Below are 18,434 nucleotides of genomic sequence, written 5' to 3'. Positions count from 1 at the left end.
TCTGTTACTTTCGGGCTTACCCGCCTTTTTTGAGTAATGGTTGCTGTAATTTAATGTCGTGCACACTGTCTCTGACTGCTGGCTTGAGTACATTTTTATACACACAACTAAATTTTATTCCTTCGGATAACGAATAATCACTTTGCATTGCTGTCGCAGGGTTGATCCCCACTAAAAAGCTATTGGGGGCAATAAACTTAGGCATTAAATTATTATTTTGATCTTTGATATTAATCGAAGCATAAGCATTACACATCGATACAGCCACCAGCCCAGCAATATTGATTCGATTTGTCACGCTATTAAGATCGGGTGAATTAGCATTATTGTCTTGTAACTTAGCGAATGGGTCTATCACACCATGAAAGCCCCCTAAATCATCTATTTCGACTTCCGGTTGTTGCATCTGACGAGTATTCATCGACTGCGGAGCACCATTAGATGCGGCTGCGTGATCATTGTGTAATGTCAGTTGTTTACTCATCATCCATTTTTCAATATCAAAGTACTGAGCACGGTAATGATATTGTTTAATCATATCCATCTCGCTCAGTTCAAAAGTGATTTCGGTTTTAATCGCCATGTTGACTGGTGTGAGCTCATTAAATGCAAGTTGATGTGCAGATGCGCTACCAACACAACTAAGCAAAGTGACTAGGGGTAATATGTATTTCATAAAATATCCTTTTTAGAATGAATGCATCATCTTAGACGCTATGCATTTCCATTTTTATAGTCCACTAAATACTAGGGTAAATTTGGGTAAAACACAAAACACCCCCTTTTTAACCCTCTAACTTTACTGACTTTTTCATCTTAACTGTTAGTTTTAATTCAGCTTAAGTCATTAAGCATGATTCAAACATTTACTAAACCAGAATAAGGAAAGTCAGGATGAGTATACTCAAAAAAACATTAATCAGTATGTGCCTAATGAGTGCATCAACTATGGTCGCAGCAACCCCAATAACCGCTAACGTCACCGCAGACAATGATTTCATTGTGGTACATTCACCAGGTAATGGTAGTACACCTACGGTGGTTTACCGTGGTGCCAATGGCAGTAATTGGAAAAAAATCGAATCATTCAAGTTTGACATCGATAGCAGCCCGCAGTCGTTAGAGACCTGTTCGGTGAGCGTTATTGCTTGGGGAGATGGTCAGGTTTCACAAGGCATGGCAGCCATATTCAAAGGTGACAATACTATTTATACTGGTTCTGGCCACTTTAAAGCATATCAATCAACGATCCCATCGTCTGGTTGGGCACAAACCGGCGGGCCTAATACGAGCCAAATTAATACGTTGATAGCAGGATCGTTATCTAATGCTCCGTCTCCCTATTTATTCCCCGGCTCTGTCGCAGGAGGCACCTCACCCTGGGGAACAATGAACTTCCCTCTAGCCAGTAATGTCAATGCGAATAATTTCCGCTGGGCTTGGTCGACAAGTAATTTAGCCAAAAAAACATATTCGGTTTTTACCGCTGCCTGTGGTGATATCGTTAAAGAGATCCCTGTTGCTGTTGATATGCCTGGTGAGCACTTCCAATGTTATGGCGTGCAGAAAGGAGATGCTCTTCGTGAAGAAACCATCATGATAGAAGATCAGTTTGGTAAAACGCGTGCGGTTTTGGGTAAGCCAGTATTGTTATGTAATCCTTCAAGCAAGATCCACAACGACAAGATGTATAAAATTCGAAATGAAAAGCGCCATATGGTTTGTTATGACTTAATCAAGCAAAGCAAAGTGAGAAACTACAATCTAGAAATCAATAACCAATTTGCACCGGATCAGATAGTCAATGATCAACGAGAGCTGTTCTGTGTACCGTCGAGTAAAAAACACTTAAAGCCAGTCAAGCCAGGAAAACCCGGTAAGCCGATCCCAAGAGAAATGCAAAGAGCGGAAATGAAGCCATTGAAGCAGCAATAAAATAGCCGTTAACAAGGGATAAAAAAGTCAGTGGATAACTCCACTGACTTTTCTAATAATATCAATAAATAGAAGTTAAAACGAAACGACGGCTCAGTCTTATACGCCCATCTCAACGGCTTTTTTAGGCGTGAAACTACTGCCTATTGAGGCAATAATCACCAAACCAATGGCAGACCACTGTAGCAAGGTTAATTGCTCACTTAAAATAATAAATCCAGCCAATGCAGCAATCGCAGGTTCTAAACTCATTAGCACGCTAAAGGCTTGTGTTGGCATGTTTCTAAGGGCTATCATTTCCAAAGAATAAGGTAAGGCGCTAGAAAGCACCCCTACCAATAAGCCAAGAGGCAACACTTCCCAGCTAATCAACGCTAAGCCTTGGCTTATTGCGCCAACAGGCACAAGCACAATGGCAGCCACTGTCATCCCCAGCGCTACAGTAATACCACCAGAAGCTTGCTTGCCTGTACGAGTACCAAATAAGATATAACCAGCCCAACACGCGCCTGCACCTAATGCCATTAATGCACCAACAAGATCAAGCCCTTGTGCACTCGATAAATCAGGCATCAACAGTAAAATTCCCGCTATGGCGCAGGCAACCCAAAACAGATCGCTTTTTCGCTTAGAGCTAAATAAAGCCACCGCCAAAGGGCCGGTAAACTCTAATGCTACAGCTATGCCAAGTGGAATCCGTTCAATGGCTAAGTAAAACAGGATATTCATCCCGCCTAAACACAGGCCATAAATAATAATACTCCGCCAATCACGGCCTTGGGGTAATGCTCTCCATGGACGAAACACCAACCAAAGTACGGCAGCCGCAAAACCTAAACGTAATGCAGTAGTACCTTCAGGCCCAACCAAGGGAAAAAGTTGCTTTGCTAAAGAAGCGCCGGATTGAATGGTCACCATAGCCAGTAAAACACTACCAACTGCGGTCAGAAGTACACGATTGATTTGCATCTACAATACGCCTAAAAATGAAAAAGCTAAGTGCCGGCATTCTACCTGAGCCACGTCAAACCCTGCAGTATTTATTATCATCATACACACAAGTCATACCATTGAGTGAATCGCGGTAATCTCTCATAGCTTCAGAGCTTTCATAGGGCGTTTATCTGTTCATTTACTAATAGTAAGTCGCGATAACAGGCAACATAAGGAAGGCTCGAGCTTTACGCGGGGTTATTTATTTTACGGTGTTTGTAAAAATTTAATAAACTCGATCTTACTGTCGGTTATTGACCCATTATCCTCATAACCGCAGATTTGATAACCACTCGCGATAAGCATCTGTAACATGGCAGGAAATTGATTCATCGATTTAACACTAATAGATTTAAAGCCATTATCAATCGCCCAAGACTCTTGAATAAGTCGCAGCTGAGAAGCAACTTTCATGTTGCGATGCTCAGGAACTACACCGCCTAACCAGCTGTAAAACTGACCATCAGATAACGTATAGCCCACTTTAAACCCCACAGGCTTGTTATCTAATCCTGCCACTAAAATCAGATAGTTTTTGCCTGCTAATCGGTTTTCGATAAGGTCCACAGACATTGCTTTTTCAAACTCTGGAATTTGCGCTAATACCGCCAAAATATCTGATACAGTGCCTGAGCCAAACTGGTATTTCATGAGTCCACCCGTTTATGTTTAACCATGTCATCCACTTTCATCGTTAAACTCATCATGGATAATAAAGTTTAAAAGCGTATTACAGTTAATCAACTGGTTAGCTAAAAATCCAATCATTCAATAATCTACCAGGCATAAAAGCAAAGGTACCCGCGACAATGAGACCACCACAATACAATATAATCATGCTTCGTTTGTGTCCCCGAACATTGCCTTTTTTAATATAAAAATAGCCAGCAGGAACAGCGTAAAGCGTTAGAAGACTTAACAAATGAATATAGCCAAAGTGATTCAAAAAGCGACTTCCGAGTTGAGCAGGCATAAACATTGACACGATGGCAGTGAACAACATCAACACCATATAAATTTTGCCTAATGCTTTGTGTTTAGGCGTACCTTTTCTAACAATAAGTAAATAAGTGCCAATGAAAAATGCCGGCACTACAGTGACTAAATGCAGATAAGATAAATTGATGTAATCCATTTGTTTTTATTCCCAGTTCATTACGTTGATGCTTGCAGAATTATTTAGCACGACTATGTAGCACAGAGATCATGACGTGGTTAACATTAATCCCAACATACCAAGACCAAAACCAAATACAGCTCCCATTGGCGGTGCCCAACGTTTTTCAAGTTTTACCTGAGGAGCCAAATCTTGAAATATGGAGTAGAGAATACCGCCTGATGCGAAAAGCATCACTGCCGCAATAATTTCTGGTGACTCTGATAACCACAAATAACCACACATTGCAGCTATGGGACCCAGCATTGCCATTAAACAAAACATGATGATTATTTTTTGGGGTTTATACGCAGAAGATGCATTTAATTCACGGTAGGCACTAAATCCTTCTGGCACATTTTGTAACGCGATTAACGCTGCCAATAAGAACGCGTTGTTACTTCCTGTCGCAAATGCAGCACCCAAAGCGATTGATTCTGGAATAAAATCTGCCAGCATGGCTGCTAGTTGAGAGGCTGGGGTATCTATTTTGTTAAGGTAAATATCAAGGGCCATAAAACTCAGTCCACCAGCCATAAGCCACATACAAGCAGGTAATGGCTTAAGACTCGCTATGCCCTCTGGCACCAAAACCAAAGCAACCGCTGACAATAAAGCACCGCCGCCAAAAGCCATGACACTGTGCCTAAATTCCTGTTCGAGCCACTCACTGCTCACGTTCTCAAAATGGGCAATTAAAGCGCCTAATGGCATAGCCAAACCAGCAAGCAGTGTGGTTGCTAAAACAGTTAGCAGCAAAGACATGTTTTAATCCTTTAAAAGGTATAACGCCGCAGTAATTTGCCATAATCGGTTTAAACCATACAATCATGGAACCATTTTTAGCCATAATAAGTGCAGCGAATACACAAATAATGCTAGAGATTTAAGCCAGGTTTTATGTTTATTATTGCTCAAGAGCCTGATGAAATGCTTTTATGAAAACATCATAGTCTTCAAACTGGGGCATATGACCTAATCCTGGCAACTCAATCAGTTTTGAACCTTTAATCAATTTCTGAGTATTAATACCCAGATTTTTATAGTCGCCTAATGTTCTGGTTACACCTTCTTTTAACCACCCTCTACCTGGGCCGGTTTTATCTCTGGTGCCAATAATAAGCACTGTTTCATTGTTAATTTGTGAAAACCTATCGACAATGTTTTCTGAAAAAATCGGGCCGTAAGTTAAGGCATTATTCCAAGCAACAACTTGCCAATCATCCCCAGCTAGCATTCCTCTCACAGGCTCTAACAGCTTCTCGTATTCGCTTGACCATTTGCCATCATAATAATTTTTCTTCTGATAGTTTCTCGCTTTATCGAGTGTTTTAGCGAGCTCATTTTTATAAAAAAAGTTAACATCTTTAAACTGCACATATTTGCCGTAATCTTCTAAACCAATAGGGTTAATCAGAATCAATTTATTAACCGCACTAGAATAATTAGCCGCAAATGTCGTCGCTAACATCCCGCCCATTGAGTGACCAACAAGATCAAATTTTTTGATATCTAAACTGTCCAATAATAACTTGGTATTTAAAGCTAATTGGCCGAAACTATACTGATAAGCATTTGGTTTTGAAGATTTACCAAAACCGATTTGATCTGGAATAACGACTCGGTATTTTCTTTTTAGCAGGTCATTTGCAATCCTTTCCCAGTAATAGCCTGAGAAATTTTTACCATGCAACAACACGATGACTTTGTCTGCATTTTTATCACCAATATCCATATAACGCATTTTTAAATCTTTATTTTGCGAGTTAACATTAAATGTTTTAACTTCAAAGGGATAATCAAACCCATCTAACTCTTTATTATACTTAACCGGACTTGCAGCCAATGCCTGTGATACCACCGCAAATAGCGTCATTAATACCAAACAAAATTTCTTCATATTACCCTCATTCAAATAAATCATTCACAAACAACAAAACGCACCATGACAGCCATTTTGATTTAAAACAACCTCGCTTTTTTCAACCGTAAACCTACATCTCTTGTCGAACTTGGCCATAAGCTAACATCGCAAACAGCCCTGTACCGCCAATGATGTTACCCACTAACATAGGGCCAATATGGTGCGACAACGCAGTAAAAAAATTCATTTCACCATTAAGTACCAAACTAAATATTTCATTAGACCCGGCAATAACGTGAGTAAATTCTCCAGCAGCAATGAGCCATGTAAACATAATAATGACCAACACTTCAGACCCTTTTGCCGAGGGTAGCATCCACACCAGTGCGGCAATAAAAAAGCCCGCTGGTATGCCGCGCATTAATGTCTCTGAAGGCGTTAACTCTGCAACATGGCGAGATATCTGGAGGATAGCGGTAAGGATGTCTTCTGTCAGTATGTTACCGTGCACGACAATTGCCGCCGTGAAAAACGTGCCAACAAAATTTGCTGCTAACACAATTCCCCATAAGCGAGCGGTGCAAACAAGAAGATGCTTTGTGGTGTTAGCGAGTAGCGGCAGCACCACGGTGATGGTGTTCTCAGTAAAAAGTTGCAGCCTTGCGAGAATGACTAAGACAAAACCAAAAGTGTAGCCAAGGCTTTCGATGATAGACAAATAAGGATGATCGGAGCCTATGTTGCTGCGGATAATACCTTCGGCCAAAACAGACGCTGAAATGCCGATACCAGCCGCTATTCCTGACCACCACAACGACATCAACGGCCGATCGAGTTCTTCCTGGCCTTCACGCAAAATAATAGAATAAACCGTAAGCGATGAAAGACTGCCATGTTCAATCACTGCATCACGCTCAGATCCTGTCAGCGATATCTCTGGTTGCGTCGGCTGACTCTCGCGTACTTCACGCTTCTCAACCTTGTCGCCACACTTTGAATCACTGGTTATTGTCGATTGGGTATTTTCGGTCTGTTCCGGTCCGTGCAGTGTCATATTGATATCCTTTTCTGGCTTAAATTTAGCTTGAGGTCCCATTTAAGTACATAAAGAATAGATGCTTTATATCATCAATTCAACAAACGTTGCCGCCTCACAAATGACCATCAATACATTATTAATAAGTCATGTATTGATGGTCTACTGCGATGCTTATTGAACCTCTACTAGGATTAACCGATGGAATAAGTAAATCCAAATCAAAATTATTGCCAAAATTCAAAGCACACTTGTCATTTACTAGCCGAATAAAAACGGGTTAATTTCACGAATTATGGTTATTGATTACCATTTTTAGGTAACGACTGATAAGCACTTTTTACAGTTTCATACCCATATATACGCTCTAATTTTCGCACAATAAAATGACCTCGGGCCATATCTTGAAAGTGATCAATAAACAAAGTATTGATTATGGCACCGCCTGCCGCACCGATAGCAGGTACAGCTTGTGCCGCTGCTTTTTGAGTAACTTGAACCCCAAACTTTTCAGCTATTTTAGTAATAAGTTTGACTAACATAGGCGCGGCTTCATCGGTAATACCTTTTTTGACCATAAACTCAGCAGCTTCTGATACCGATTTTGCTAGGGCGGCTCTTACTGCAAAATATCCCGATTCACTACCATCATCTAAATCACTTTCGCCACCCAGCGCGAACACCTCCAAACAAGCCATTTTTGTTTCCAGAGTGGTAATCAACTCACCTTCACTACGAGCAATATCAGCTATAGAACGCAGCATGATTGATGTCGAAATAGGAAGTTCAACCGCTATCGCAGCTAATCCAAAGAAACCGCCCACACCACCACTCGCAGCAACGCCTAATTTATGCCAAAGATTGGACGATTCTTCTCCGGGAATATCTTTCATGGTAAATATTGCCGCTTCAGACGCTTTAATTAGCGACTTTTCGGTCACTTTAGCGATATTTTTATTCCAGTTATCCGGTAGAAGCGCTAACCCTTTCTCAATAGGGGTACCGATTAAATTAGTTATTTTTACCGCTAGACCAGGATTTTCTAATAGTGATTTAGCAACTAAAAGCTCTTTTTTATGTGATTCTGAGATATTCAAATAACCCCCTTAGTTGTGAAGTAACGTAGTGCTGCAATTGTGTTTTGCACCTCAAGAAGCGCTTATCACCAATTTGAAGTAAAAGGACATTGGTTGCAAATCAACTTAACGCGCTTATTCAACAATATTCCCACTGCGCCATTGTATTCAAAACAGCGGACACGGCTTTAGCCTTAGAAAGCTCAGGTTAATTTGGCAAACAAAATAGTGTTGTAGACTTCATAAATGATGGGAAAAATGTTGCTAGGAATTATTTATCTAACGCGGGTAAATAGCCACGACCTTCTTTAGGCAAATTACTCACGCCTTCAGTGGTGTCATTTAGCGCGCTGCCATAATTATCACGACAGTAAACACAAGGGCTCATTTTATTCACAAAACGACCTTTTTTGGTATATTTCCTCAAATATGCATGTGAAATATCTACATTACCTCGATGTAATTCAACGACATTACCCACTTTTTGTCTTAAATCACTTATAGCTGCATCTTCTGCGCACATGTTGTCATTGGCACGGCCCCAGCCGATGACTTCTTTGCTGGGATCGCGGTGTAAATATTTAGCCGCGGCCCAAGGGCCACCGTGGTGACCGGTTGGTTTACCATCAGGGAAATTTGAGGGCCTATTGGCCAGCTCGTATGCAATACGTTCAAGCTTATCGGCTGGGGCTCTATCACAGAGAGTGTCATGAAACGCTGGACGCGCTGTGGTGACAAAATAATTATGATTATGGCTTATTTTTAAGTCGCGGCAATGGGCTGAACCTTCAACTTTATTTATGCTTTCTATTTTAGCGATAGCATCACTGCAAGCTAATATTTGGTCACCCACATTCAGATCTACAGCCTTTATCCATTCCTTTGTAATAAGGTAAAAACGGTGTTCCTCGACAACAAGCATCGACGTTTTTAATTCACCTATAGAATATTCAATCTCGATCATATCTTCTGCAACACTTCCACATAGTTTTTTAATCTGGTTAATTTCGCAGCCTATTAAATTATAATTTAAATAATGACTTACTGTTAAACCGACTCTTATAAAAGCTCAGCTAAAGAAAGCGAAACCAAACCATATGTTAAACGTTCGCCTACGAAACCGACCATACGGCCAGTTGATTAGCAAGCTGGATTATCTTCGATGCCAGGTCAGTAAGACATATTGCGCCATAGAAAAGTGCTAACGAACGACTTCAATGTTAACGTCAATTAAACCACTAGATATATTGCCAATACTGCTGAAGGCAGACTTTGAAAGATCAATGATGCGCCCTCTAACAAACGGACCACGGTCATTAATTTTAACGATAACACTCTTACCATTGTGGGTATTGGTCACTTTGACATTAGAACCAAATGGTAGCGTTTTATGCGCAGCAGTTTTTTGATTATGCTGATAGATATCACCGCTTGCAGTCTTGTTGTTTTGATGTATATCACTATAGTACGAGGCTTTACCTGACTCAGTGAAACCGATCATATCTCCACTACCTGATTGGATAGTAGAACAACCGGCCAATATAAAGGCAAAGAGTAAAAATTGAATATTTCGAGAAATGGCTACCATTATTTGTCTTTTAGTTTGGTCACATAACAAGCCTATAGAGCGACTCATTTTCTAGTAATTTAATAATATCCTGCACACTAACTGAGTTTGAACAGTGATTCAAATTAAACCGCCATCATCTACTGCAATCAATTCGATTCATTACCTGCATCCCAAAACTTATTAATGTACCTGCAGCAATAAAAAACACCTTGTTAGTTACCCAACAAGGTGTTTTATCTCTGCCATCAACCTGGTGCATTAACACCAGAAAGCAGGGCTACTCTTTGTATTTTAAACTGCCATCGGCTTTGATTTCGTCGTACCACACATTGTGGTGTTGCGAAGCCCAGTTTTCGTCACAATAGCCAGATACCATACACTCCATACCGCCTTCACTGAGTACGGTCGCCATCCAAATATGTACTATGGTAAATGCGATTAATATCGTCGCACTTAAGCCATGTACAAGTAAGGCGAGCATTGACAGTTCGCGCGGTAAATCCAGTGTTGGAAACACTAACATTATGCCTGTTATGCTGATGCTTAGACCAAAAATAGCTAAGGTCCAAAACCACATTTTTTCACCCGCGTTAGCAAATCCACTGTCTGGATGTTTGCCTTTAAACGGACCAAAATTAATGTAGCCACCCACCACTAAAAACCATTTCAAGTCATACATTTTGAAGGTTTGTAGTGGCATCCATTTGATAACACACAACAGCCAAGACACCATAAAAATGGGGCTAGACCAGTCATGGGCAAACTTGCTAAAGGCGATGATCCCAGCCCAAATACCGTCACCGACATAAGGGGCTAAGAAATGGCGTCCGAGCATAATGATTATACCGGTCAGCATCATGATTAAGCATGAAACTGCCATAGTCCAATGTAACCAGAGATCACTTTTACTCCAACGAAGTACCATTTTGCCCGAAAAGCCTTTACTCAGTTTAGATGGACCATTAACGAAGTAAAACACTAAAAAGGCTGCAAAAACACCGACAACGGCTAAGCCGAGTGCGGGTTTCAGGTAGGTATTTCGCAATATCTTGCCTTCATTACCCGATACATTTATCAGAACATCAGCATCAAGGCCTTTGTCTGTACTGTATCCCGGTTCGCCGGCTTTTACTGCGCGCCAGAGATCTGCATCACTGGTTTTAGACTTTGCTTGTTGCTGACTTGATTGTTCATCGGCGGCATACACCATTGATGTAACCAACCCCAATCCCATACACAGAACCAACAGAGCAAACATCCTGCGCAGTGATTTGTTTAACGTTAAAGTTAACATTGTCACTCCTTATATGACTGCGAAAATTATCGCAGCCATTGCTCTGGGTTAGATCATTTCGCCTGTTTTAGGATTGTAGCCCCAAATTACATTTGGATTACCGCGTGCAGCCATACGTTGACGGTAAATGTCAGACACTATGCCTGCATCGCCGGCTAACAATGCTTTGGTTGAACAAAGCTCTGCACACATTGGTAATTTGCCTTCTGCAATACGGTTTGAACCGTATTTTAGACGCTCGGCTTCTGAATGATCTTCTTCTGGGCCACCAGCACAGAAAGTACACTTATCCATTTTGCCACGGCTACCAAATGCAGACTTCTTAGGGAACTGCGGTGCACCAAATGGGCAGGCATAGAAGCAATAGCCACAACCGATACAAGTATCTTTGTTATGTAGCACAATGCCGTCTTCGGTACGGTAGAAACAGTCGGCCGGACATACAGCCATACATGGTGCATCGGTACAATGCATACATGCTACTGAGATTGACGCTTCTCCTGGTTCACCATCATTAAGCGTTACCACGCGGCGACGCTGAATACCCCACTCTAAAGCAGAGTCGTTTTCGTTTTTACATGCTGTGACGCAACCGTTACACTCGATGCAGCGTTTGGTGTCACACAGAAATTTCATGACTGCCATAATGGCTTATCTCCTCATCAAGTGTTTAGGCTTTGCTTATCTGACACAAGCTAGACTTGGTCTCTTGCATTTGCGTTACGACATCATAACCATAGGTCATTACGGTATTGGCAGATTCGCCAATCACATAAGGCACGGTTCCTTCAGGGTAGTTTTTGGCTAAACTCTTGCCTTCAAATACGCCTGCAAAGTGGTATGGCATAAAACATTCACCTGCAATAACACGTGGTGTAACCATTGCCTTAACAGTAATTTTTGCACCTTCTGGACTGTGAACAAATACGTCATCGCCATCACGTAAACCGCGATCTGCAGCGTCTGCTGGATTGATCTCGATAAACATTTCTTGCTGCAATTCAGCAAGCCAAGGGTTACAACGGGTTTCTTCACCACCACCTTCGTATTCAACCAAACGTCCGGTTGTTACGGCTAGTGGGTAGTCGGTAGCAAAATCCTTGTCTTGAATTGTTTTATAAAGCGTTGGTAGACGAGCCACCATACGATCTTCATAAGTAGGGTATTTAGCCACTAAGTCACGACGAGGGGTATATAACGGTTCGCGATGCAATGGAATATCGTCAGGGAAGTTCCACACAATACAACGCGCTTTAGCGTTACCGTAAGGAATACAACCATGCTTAATTGCCACACGTTGAATACCGCCAGAGATATCAGTTTTCCAGTTTTTACCTTCAGCTTTGACTTTTTCTTCTGCTGTTAGGTCGTCCCACCAGCCAAGCTGCTTAAGCATGTCGGCGGTAAACTCTGGGTAACCATCTTCAATTTCAGATCCTTTAGAGAAAGAGCCTTCAGCAAGAATGTTATTACCTTCGTGCTCCACACCATAACGCGCGCGGAAGTTACCACCACCGTCTTTCACTTCACGTCCGGTGCGGTACAAGATTTGAGAACCAGGGTGTTTCTGCTCTGGTGTACCCCAACATGGCCAAGGTAAACCATAGGTTTCGCCTTTAGCTGGGCCGCCGGGAGCTTCAAGTGAGTTAACGTCGAAGGTGCCCCAGTTTTCTTGGTGCATTTTCAAACGCTCAGGGCTTTGGCCTGTATAACCAATAGTCCACATACCGGTGTTAAATTCACGGGTAATGTCTTCCACTAATGGCTCATCGCCATTAACCTTGATGTGCTTACAGAATTGGTCCGCAACGCCCCATTTTTTGGCCAGTTTATACATGATGGTGTGATCAGGTAATGACTCAAATAATGGTTCGATAACTTGCGTACGCCACTGCAGTGAACGGTTGGAGGCTGAAACCGAACCGTAGGTTTCAAACTGAGTTGCCGCAGGTAATAAATACACTCCATCTTGGCGTTCGTGCATAACACCCGCCATGGTTGGGAATGGATCAACGACCACAATGGTATCCATTTTATTCAGTGCTTCACGGATTTCACGACCACGAGTTTCGGTGTTAACTGACTGACCCCAAAAGAACCCCAGACGAATATTGTCTCGTTGAGCAATCTTGGTTTTGTCTTCTAACACACCATCATGCCAACGCGAACAAGGAATACCCGCAGATGTTTGTGGCGATTGACCTAAGTATTCACCTTGGTCAAAACGCTCGGTGATCCACTTTGGTTCAAGGTCCCACACATTAGCCCAATGGTCCCATGCGCCAGACGTTAAGCCGTAATAACCAGGTAAGTTATCAAATAACAAACCAAAGTCAGTCGCACCCTGTACGTTATCGTGACCACGGAAAATGTTAGTTCCGCCGCCTTCTATACCCATGTTGCCAAGGGCAAGCTGTAAAATACAGTAAGCACGAGTGTTAGCATTACCAATGTGATGCTGAGTACCACCCATACACCAAACGATAGTGCCAGGCTTAGTTTCTGCCATCATTTTAGCGACACGGTACATTTGTGCTTTTGGCACACCGGCAATGTGTTCGACTTCTTCTGGAGTGTATTTTTTCACTTCTTCTCGGATACGTTCCATGCCGTATACACGTTGAGAAATGAACGAATCATCTTGCCAGTCGTTTTCGAAAATGTGCCATAGCAGACCATAAATAAATGGAATGTCAGTACCTGGACGAATATGGACATATTCATCAGACTTAGCCGCTGTACGGGTAAAACGTGGATCGACTACGATGATTTTAGCACCGCGTTCTTTACCAATTAAAATGTGTTGCATCGCCACTGGGTGAGCTTCACATGGGTTAGATCCAATAAACATCATGCATTTTGAATTGCGAATGTCGTTAAACGAGTTAGTTTGCGCACCGTAGCCCCAAGTGTTTGCAACACCGGCTACCGTGGTAGAGTGACAAATACGAGCAGAGTGATCGACGTTGTTAGTGCCCCACATTGCTGCTAATTTGCGATACATATAAGCTTGTTCGTTTGAAAATTTAGCACTACCCATAAAGTAAACTGAATCAGGACCAGACTCTTGACGAATCGACTCCATTTTGTCGCCTACTTCATTGATGGCTTGATCCCATGATAGACGCTTCCATTTACCACCTTCTAGCTTCATTGGGTATTTTAAGCGTTTTTCACCGTGACCATGCTCACGTAATGCTGCGCCTTTAGCACAGTGTCCACCTTGGTTAAATGGATGATCGAACGCAGGCTCTTGCCCTGTCCACACACCATTTTGAACTTCAGCATACACACCACAACCTACTGAACAATGTGAACAAATCGTTCGTTTTATTTCGGTAGGTGCATTGTGCGGTACATCTTTAGCTTCTGCTTTACGCATCATACCTGCGCCAAGCATTGAAGCCGCTGCAATACCACCGGTCGCCAAACTGGCAGACTTGAGGAATTGACGTCGGTTAAGACCTAGGCCTGACTTTTTAGCTTTAGTGGCCGTGTCTGTTTTGCGGGTTAATCGCATCACACACTCTCCTTTGTTATTTGCTTAACGAAGCATAGTAATTGCGAATATGCTCAGTTTCGCGATAGTTATTACCCGTAGGCTCTTCTGTAGACGGTTTAGTGACTTGCGCAAGTGCGGGTGCACTGACACTGGCCACAGCACCTGCCGCACTGCCGAGCGCTAATGCTTTGAGCATTTGGCGACGACCCATGTCGGAAGCTTGCTTTTTCATATGGTCTCCTTGTTAAAATAAAGATGGGGCTGAATAAGCCGTCATCCAGTTTAGTTAATTTGTACAACCTCTTCTTCAAGCGGATCTAAGTCAGCACTACCTGGACAATTCACCGGAATATCCAAACTCAGTTGCTCAAATTCATTGGCTTCAGCGGTAAAAAATGCTTTAGCTAATTGCGCGACGTTTAGGTAAAAATTAGCACTAGGTGTTTTAGCCAAATTATCGCAAAAACGTATAATCCAACTGCCAATATGGCGTTGATAAAACGCTAATTGACGGTAACCTGGTGCTTCTAAAATTAAGCAGCCCATGACTTCGCATAATGCAGCGACATGATCTTCTGGTTCTTTAACATTCTCTTCACGTTCAAAGCCTAGTAGCATCAGGTCACTCCGCAATGCCGCTAAGGGTTTATCCATTAAAGAGCCAGTCATAAACCAGCTGCCATAAGGCATAATCTCACCACTGCCTACGCCTAAGAAAATGGCAAAGTATTCATCTTCTAGGGTGTTGGTATCACTATTTTCTGCTGCCAGTTTTAACGCATTCCATGCTTGACTCATGGTATTGCCATCCTCGGCCTCTACCTCTAAACCAGCTAAAAACTGTAATAACTCAGTATTGGGTTGGCGACGAAATAACGCAGCCAGCAACTGATATATATCGGCTCTTAACTGATCATTCTCACTTACTTGTCTTCCTGTTTCTGTCATAGGAGATCTCTTATTGCAATTGCTTTTCTGGATCGTCAAGGATGTCTTCAAACATGTCTTTTACACGGCAATCGCCACACATTTTCAAACGTTCAATATTGGCGCTAAACGCACTATGCTCACCTACCATCTCAATTATTTTTTTCACCATAGATTGGGTGGCAAATTCACTACCACATCGAATACATTCAAACGGAGGCTCATGTTTTAATACTTGAACTTGTTGTCTTGCAGACTGATTGAAGTTGATTTGAGGTAGTAAACTAATGACGTTTTCGGGACAGGCCGCTTCACATAAACCGCATTGGACGCAATCTTGCTCAACAAATTTAAGAGCAGGAGCGTCACCGCCATCCTTTAACGCTTGGGTTGGACACGTTGACACACACGACAAACATAATGTGCACTTGTCACTGTTAATGCTAACCATACCGTAGGGAATATTCGCCATGGTTAACACGTCATCAACACCTGCTGCTTGACCATTTAGGTGGTCAATCGCTTGGAACATAATATTGCGTTTTACATTGGTATTAGGTTCGATAGCGTTCAAGGTCATCGGCATGATTACTGGCCAAGCTAAACTAATCGCTAGCGCCTCATCTAACTGGGTTAGCTCTGACGGGGTAATTAAACGAATCCGTTGTGGCTGTCCCATTTGGTCGAGTATGCGATTTGCTAATGTAGACTCACCTTTAAGCATTTGCAGTAATGTTGGTGCCGTAACCGGAGTATGTAGAATTAAAATTTCGCGTGCACCATTGGCTAATGCAGCCAACCAATGATCAATACTTGCTACAGTGATTTCTTCCATTGCAACAGGTAACACGTCACCGCTTAACTGCTCGTTAATCCATTCTGCGCCAGCTTCATTGTCATGAAATAATATTACTGGGGCAGTTTGCGCTTCTTGACGATAACGACTAATTAACTTTTCGAGGTAAGTATGCAGTGAGGCTGGGGTTGGTAAATCATAGCTTAGCGCCCCAGTTGGGCATGCATTAGTACAGCTGCCTGCGCCATGACAAAGATAAGGGTCAATTTCAATTTTATGTGCAACGCTACTAATGGCATCAGCAGGGCAAAAGTTTAAACAACGATTACAACCGTTTAAACCGTGTTTATCATGAGCGCAAATATCGCTGTTAACTCGGACATAGCGCGGTTTATCAAACTCACCGATTAACTCTGGAATACTGGCAATCGCATCGGCAAGTAAATCGCTGTCTTGGCCGACATAAAAGTAACCAGGAGGAAGCATTTCAAGGTTAATGCATGGGCTGTGGCTTAAATCGAGCACAATATCAAAGTGCGCTTGGCGTATGGCGACCACACTTAGTTCGGTAATACCGCTTTCACCTTCAACTTTGACCTGAAACTGGCCTAAAAAACCTTTTACGCTGGCCAATTTATTGTAATAACTTTCAACATCAGTGGCAGCATTCATCACCGCTTCAAGGTGAGTTTCATCTTGGTTAGTGATCGCTTCATTGGCTAAAATGACTCGGCTTGCCATTGTGGACAATTTGTCCGCAGCTAAACGCGCGAGATCTTCAGGCCCAATAATAAGCACATGCCCCTGGGTGATATAGCTAACAGTGGGCGGAATTAAATTTTGCAAAATCTGCGTATTCGCCATCACCTGTTGTCGTGCTTGTTTCAGCTGTGGCTGGTTTTTTCTTATACTCATTGCGTTCCCAATTATCGGTTTTTATACCTCATTAACAGTGATAGCTCAGTTCACTGTTCACGCTTATTGCACGTAATAGATTGACATTAACTTGTTCTAAATCTGTAACTAACGACTTTTATTTATGTCATATTCATCTTGTGACGGTGTCGTTATTACGCTTTCGCCTCATCACTGGCGACAGCTTGCTTTAGCAGATCATCATCCTGGTAAAGCGGTTGTTCTGCTTGCGATAACGCCGCAATCGTTGTGGCATCATTATCGGCTAAATCGATTGAGTCCTCTTCGGCTATCGAGTCGGTTTGTTCGGCTAATTCGTTTGGTGCTAATTCAGCGGGGTCAGCTAAGTCAGTTGGCGCTAAGTCAGCATCTAATTCTGGCTCAGGCTTTTCTTTTTCAATGACATATCGAAACACTTTACTGGCCAACTCTGCAGATACATCCGCTGACAATAGCGGTTGATTGGTATAATCCAATGCATATTCAAGCAGCCCATCGATATGACCATATTGTGGCTGTTTCCATAATGCTCGTAGCGCAGCAGCTTTAGTCGTTGGGTCGACACTTTTGGCCATAAAGCGGGCAAAACTGCCACCTACTTCAATCGAGTTTGGGTCTGGTAATACTTCTGGCTCTGCCACCTCATCCGCATCTATAACGCTAACGTCTTCGATTGGTTCAGCTGTTAGTATGTTGAAGTCATCAGGCTTTTCTTGTGCCTGTTGCAACAACTCTTCTTGTTTAGCCTCTTCAGCAACCCGCTGACGCCTAATTTCCCAACGGTTAAGAAGACCTTCTGCTTTATCGCTCATTGCATATTTCCAGAGCGATTCACGCTCGGCCCTTCATTTTTACGGCGGTTAACATGCTTGCGTCTATGAGCGCTGATTTCCACTTCGCCGTGACGAGTGATGAATGCCTCTATCCAACAGGCAATGGCGCTAGGCATGGGAATATTGAGCACTGGTGTATCTGATTCTAGGCAACCGGCACTCACGTGTTGATCGGCAGAGATCATCGCAGGCACCCATGTGCCATCAATCAATTCATCGCACACAATAAAGAGTGTTGCATTATCCATATCGAGATTGATGCGATAACTACCACGTTGATCTTTGTACAATTCCAGTGGCACCAAAACAGAATTGTCTGGTTGCTGCTCTGTTGCTGGAACCATTTGATCCAGCTCCCAGCGAACAGATGTCCAGCGCCCTACTTGGGTTTGAACCTTTTTCAATGAAACATACATTGGCCAAATCGTGTCGGTGTGTTGCATGGTAATGCTTACCTCTGACATGAATATGTGTATTGAAATACACTTGATTGATTTGTTTATAACTAAAATAGGAGCAAAAATGATGCCAACTAAA

The 18,434-nt window shown here is 42.5% G+C and carries 19 protein-coding genes; 1 reads left to right on the top strand and 18 read right to left on the bottom strand.

Translation table 11 applies throughout. The features are described from left to right. Nucleotides 1-16: 16 nt before the first annotated feature. Nucleotides 17-676, bottom strand: coding sequence for a hypothetical protein (locus H5125_RS09735; protein ID WP_182744143.1), 660 nt, complete (start codon nt 674-676; stop codon nt 17-19). Between the two features lie 218 nt (nt 677-894). Here H5125_RS09735 and H5125_RS09730 point away from each other — a divergent pair, with 218 nt between their 5' ends. Further along, nucleotides 895-1,935 carry a hypothetical protein gene (locus tag H5125_RS09730; protein WP_101087441.1) on the top strand — a complete coding sequence of 347 codons (1,041 nt, stop codon included), beginning with the start codon at nt 895-897 and terminating at the stop codon, nt 1,933-1,935. Nucleotides 1,936-2,034: 99 nt separating this feature from the next. On the opposite strand, the gene H5125_RS09725 is transcribed toward H5125_RS09730, so the two are convergent. The 17 genes from H5125_RS09725 to H5125_RS09645 form a co-directional block, all read right to left on the bottom strand. Continuing rightward, a complete protein-coding gene (locus H5125_RS09725) occupies nt 2,035-2,904 on the bottom strand; it encodes a DMT family transporter (protein WP_182744142.1) in 870 nt (289 codons plus the stop codon). A gap of 231 nt (nt 2,905-3,135) precedes the next feature. Further along, nucleotides 3,136-3,579, bottom strand: coding sequence for a GNAT family N-acetyltransferase (locus H5125_RS09720; RefSeq protein WP_101087443.1), 444 nt, complete (start codon nt 3,577-3,579; stop codon nt 3,136-3,138). A gap of 97 nt (nt 3,580-3,676) precedes the next feature. Next, nucleotides 3,677-4,063 carry a DUF2306 domain-containing protein gene (locus tag H5125_RS09715; RefSeq protein ID WP_182744141.1) on the bottom strand — a complete coding sequence of 129 codons (387 nt, stop codon included), beginning with the start codon at nt 4,061-4,063 and terminating at the stop codon, nt 3,677-3,679. Nucleotides 4,064-4,132: 69 nt separating this feature from the next. Continuing rightward, complete coding sequence (locus H5125_RS09710) at nt 4,133-4,849, bottom strand: ZIP family metal transporter (protein ID WP_101087445.1); 717 nt, start codon at nt 4,847-4,849, stop codon at nt 4,133-4,135. Between the two features lie 142 nt (nt 4,850-4,991). Further along, nucleotides 4,992-5,984 (bottom strand): alpha/beta fold hydrolase, encoded by a 993-nt coding sequence (locus H5125_RS09705; protein ID WP_182744140.1) that lies wholly within the window; start codon nt 5,982-5,984, stop codon nt 4,992-4,994. Nucleotides 5,985-6,078: 94 nt separating this feature from the next. Then, nucleotides 6,079-7,002, bottom strand: a complete 924-nt coding sequence (locus H5125_RS09700; protein WP_101087446.1) for a formate/nitrite transporter family protein — start codon at nt 7,000-7,002, stop codon at nt 6,079-6,081. Between the two features lie 281 nt (nt 7,003-7,283). After that, on the bottom strand, nt 7,284-8,081 hold the full coding sequence (locus H5125_RS09695; protein ID WP_182744139.1) for an EcsC family protein: 798 nt from the start codon (nt 8,079-8,081) through the stop codon (nt 7,284-7,286). 250 nt (nt 8,082-8,331) lie between these two features. Continuing rightward, complete coding sequence (locus H5125_RS09690) at nt 8,332-9,024, bottom strand: polymorphic toxin-type HINT domain-containing protein (protein WP_182744138.1); 693 nt, start codon at nt 9,022-9,024, stop codon at nt 8,332-8,334. A gap of 237 nt (nt 9,025-9,261) precedes the next feature. Then, nucleotides 9,262-9,648 carry a septal ring lytic transglycosylase RlpA family protein gene (locus H5125_RS09685; protein ID WP_182744137.1) on the bottom strand — a complete coding sequence of 129 codons (387 nt, stop codon included), beginning with the start codon at nt 9,646-9,648 and terminating at the stop codon, nt 9,262-9,264. 259 nt (nt 9,649-9,907) lie between these two features. Beyond that, nucleotides 9,908-10,924 carry a formate dehydrogenase subunit gamma gene (locus H5125_RS09680; RefSeq protein ID WP_101087450.1) on the bottom strand — a complete coding sequence of 339 codons (1,017 nt, stop codon included), beginning with the start codon at nt 10,922-10,924 and terminating at the stop codon, nt 9,908-9,910. 48 nt (nt 10,925-10,972) lie between these two features. Continuing rightward, the gene (gene fdh3B, locus H5125_RS09675) at nt 10,973-11,569 is read right to left on the bottom strand and encodes a formate dehydrogenase FDH3 subunit beta (RefSeq protein WP_101087451.1); all 597 of its coding nucleotides are present in this window, start codon (nt 11,567-11,569) and stop codon (nt 10,973-10,975) included. A gap of 25 nt (nt 11,570-11,594) precedes the next feature. Further along, on the bottom strand, nt 11,595-14,444 hold the full coding sequence (locus H5125_RS09670; RefSeq protein WP_182744164.1) for a formate dehydrogenase subunit alpha: 2,850 nt from the start codon (nt 14,442-14,444) through the stop codon (nt 11,595-11,597). A 16-nt stretch (nt 14,445-14,460) separates the two neighbouring features. Continuing rightward, complete coding sequence (locus tag H5125_RS09665; RefSeq protein ID WP_011635548.1) at nt 14,461-14,658, bottom strand: twin-arginine translocation pathway signal; 198 nt, start codon at nt 14,656-14,658, stop codon at nt 14,461-14,463. 50 nt (nt 14,659-14,708) lie between these two features. After that, nucleotides 14,709-15,374: a molecular chaperone gene (locus tag H5125_RS09660; protein ID WP_011635547.1), complete on the bottom strand. Its 666-nt coding sequence runs from the start codon at nt 15,372-15,374 to the stop codon at nt 14,709-14,711. Nucleotides 15,375-15,384: 10 nt separating this feature from the next. After that, entirely contained in the window at nt 15,385-17,064 is a 1,680-nt protein-coding gene (locus H5125_RS09655; RefSeq protein WP_182744136.1) for a 4Fe-4S binding protein, read from the bottom strand. A gap of 155 nt (nt 17,065-17,219) precedes the next feature. Continuing rightward, entirely contained in the window at nt 17,220-17,876 is a 657-nt protein-coding gene (locus H5125_RS09650) for a DUF3306 domain-containing protein (protein WP_182744135.1), read from the bottom strand. Beyond that, a complete protein-coding gene (locus H5125_RS09645) occupies nt 17,873-18,340 on the bottom strand; it encodes a DUF3305 domain-containing protein (protein ID WP_182744134.1) in 468 nt (155 codons plus the stop codon). The genes H5125_RS09650 and H5125_RS09645 overlap by 4 nt, the downstream gene beginning before the upstream one ends. Nucleotides 18,341-18,434: the final 94 nt, after the last annotated feature.

Origin of the sequence: Shewanella sp. SR44-4, assembly GCF_014163715.1 — a bacterium.
Classification (GTDB): Bacteria; Pseudomonadota; Gammaproteobacteria; order Enterobacterales; family Shewanellaceae; genus Shewanella.
The sequence above is the reverse complement of the archived record's forward strand: the minus strand, read 5'-3'. Positions and strand labels throughout refer to the sequence as shown.

What these genes read in the sequence shown, in the direction of transcription:
- H5125_RS09735 (WP_182744143.1), bottom strand. Translation starts at nt 676, where the DNA reads ATGAAATACATATTACCCCTAGTCACTTTGCTTAGTTGTGTTGGTAGC.
- H5125_RS09730 (WP_101087441.1), top strand. Translation starts at nt 895, where the DNA reads ATGAGTATACTCAAAAAAACATTAATCAGTATGTGCCTAATGAGTGCA.
- H5125_RS09725 (WP_182744142.1), bottom strand. Translation starts at nt 2,904, where the DNA reads ATGCAAATCAATCGTGTACTTCTGACCGCAGTTGGTAGTGTTTTACTG.
- H5125_RS09720 (WP_101087443.1), bottom strand. Translation starts at nt 3,579, where the DNA reads ATGAAATACCAGTTTGGCTCAGGCACTGTATCAGATATTTTGGCGGTA.
- H5125_RS09715 (WP_182744141.1), bottom strand. Translation starts at nt 4,063, where the DNA reads ATGGATTACATCAATTTATCTTATCTGCATTTAGTCACTGTAGTGCCG.
- H5125_RS09710 (WP_101087445.1), bottom strand. Translation starts at nt 4,849, where the DNA reads ATGTCTTTGCTGCTAACTGTTTTAGCAACCACACTGCTTGCTGGTTTG.
- H5125_RS09705 (WP_182744140.1), bottom strand. Translation starts at nt 5,984, where the DNA reads ATGAAGAAATTTTGTTTGGTATTAATGACGCTATTTGCGGTGGTATCA.
- H5125_RS09700 (WP_101087446.1), bottom strand. Translation starts at nt 7,002, where the DNA reads ATGACACTGCACGGACCGGAACAGACCGAAAATACCCAATCGACAATA.
- H5125_RS09690 (WP_182744138.1), bottom strand. Translation starts at nt 9,024, where the DNA reads ATGATCGAGATTGAATATTCTATAGGTGAATTAAAAACGTCGATGCTT.
- H5125_RS09685 (WP_182744137.1), bottom strand. Translation starts at nt 9,648, where the DNA reads ATGGTAGCCATTTCTCGAAATATTCAATTTTTACTCTTTGCCTTTATA.
- H5125_RS09680 (WP_101087450.1), bottom strand. Translation starts at nt 10,924, where the DNA reads ATGTTAACTTTAACGTTAAACAAATCACTGCGCAGGATGTTTGCTCTG.
- fdh3B (WP_101087451.1), bottom strand. Translation starts at nt 11,569, where the DNA reads ATGGCAGTCATGAAATTTCTGTGTGACACCAAACGCTGCATCGAGTGT.
- H5125_RS09670 (WP_182744164.1), bottom strand. Translation starts at nt 14,444, where the DNA reads ATGCGATTAACCCGCAAAACAGACACGGCCACTAAAGCTAAAAAGTCA.
- H5125_RS09665 (WP_011635548.1), bottom strand. Translation starts at nt 14,658, where the DNA reads ATGAAAAAGCAAGCTTCCGACATGGGTCGTCGCCAAATGCTCAAAGCA.
- H5125_RS09660 (WP_011635547.1), bottom strand. Translation starts at nt 15,374, where the DNA reads ATGACAGAAACAGGAAGACAAGTAAGTGAGAATGATCAGTTAAGAGCC.
- H5125_RS09655 (WP_182744136.1), bottom strand. Translation starts at nt 17,064, where the DNA reads ATGAGTATAAGAAAAAACCAGCCACAGCTGAAACAAGCACGACAACAG.
- H5125_RS09650 (WP_182744135.1), bottom strand. Translation starts at nt 17,876, where the DNA reads ATGAGCGATAAAGCAGAAGGTCTTCTTAACCGTTGGGAAATTAGGCGT.
- H5125_RS09645 (WP_182744134.1), bottom strand. Translation starts at nt 18,340, where the DNA reads ATGCAACACACCGACACGATTTGGCCAATGTATGTTTCATTGAAAAAG.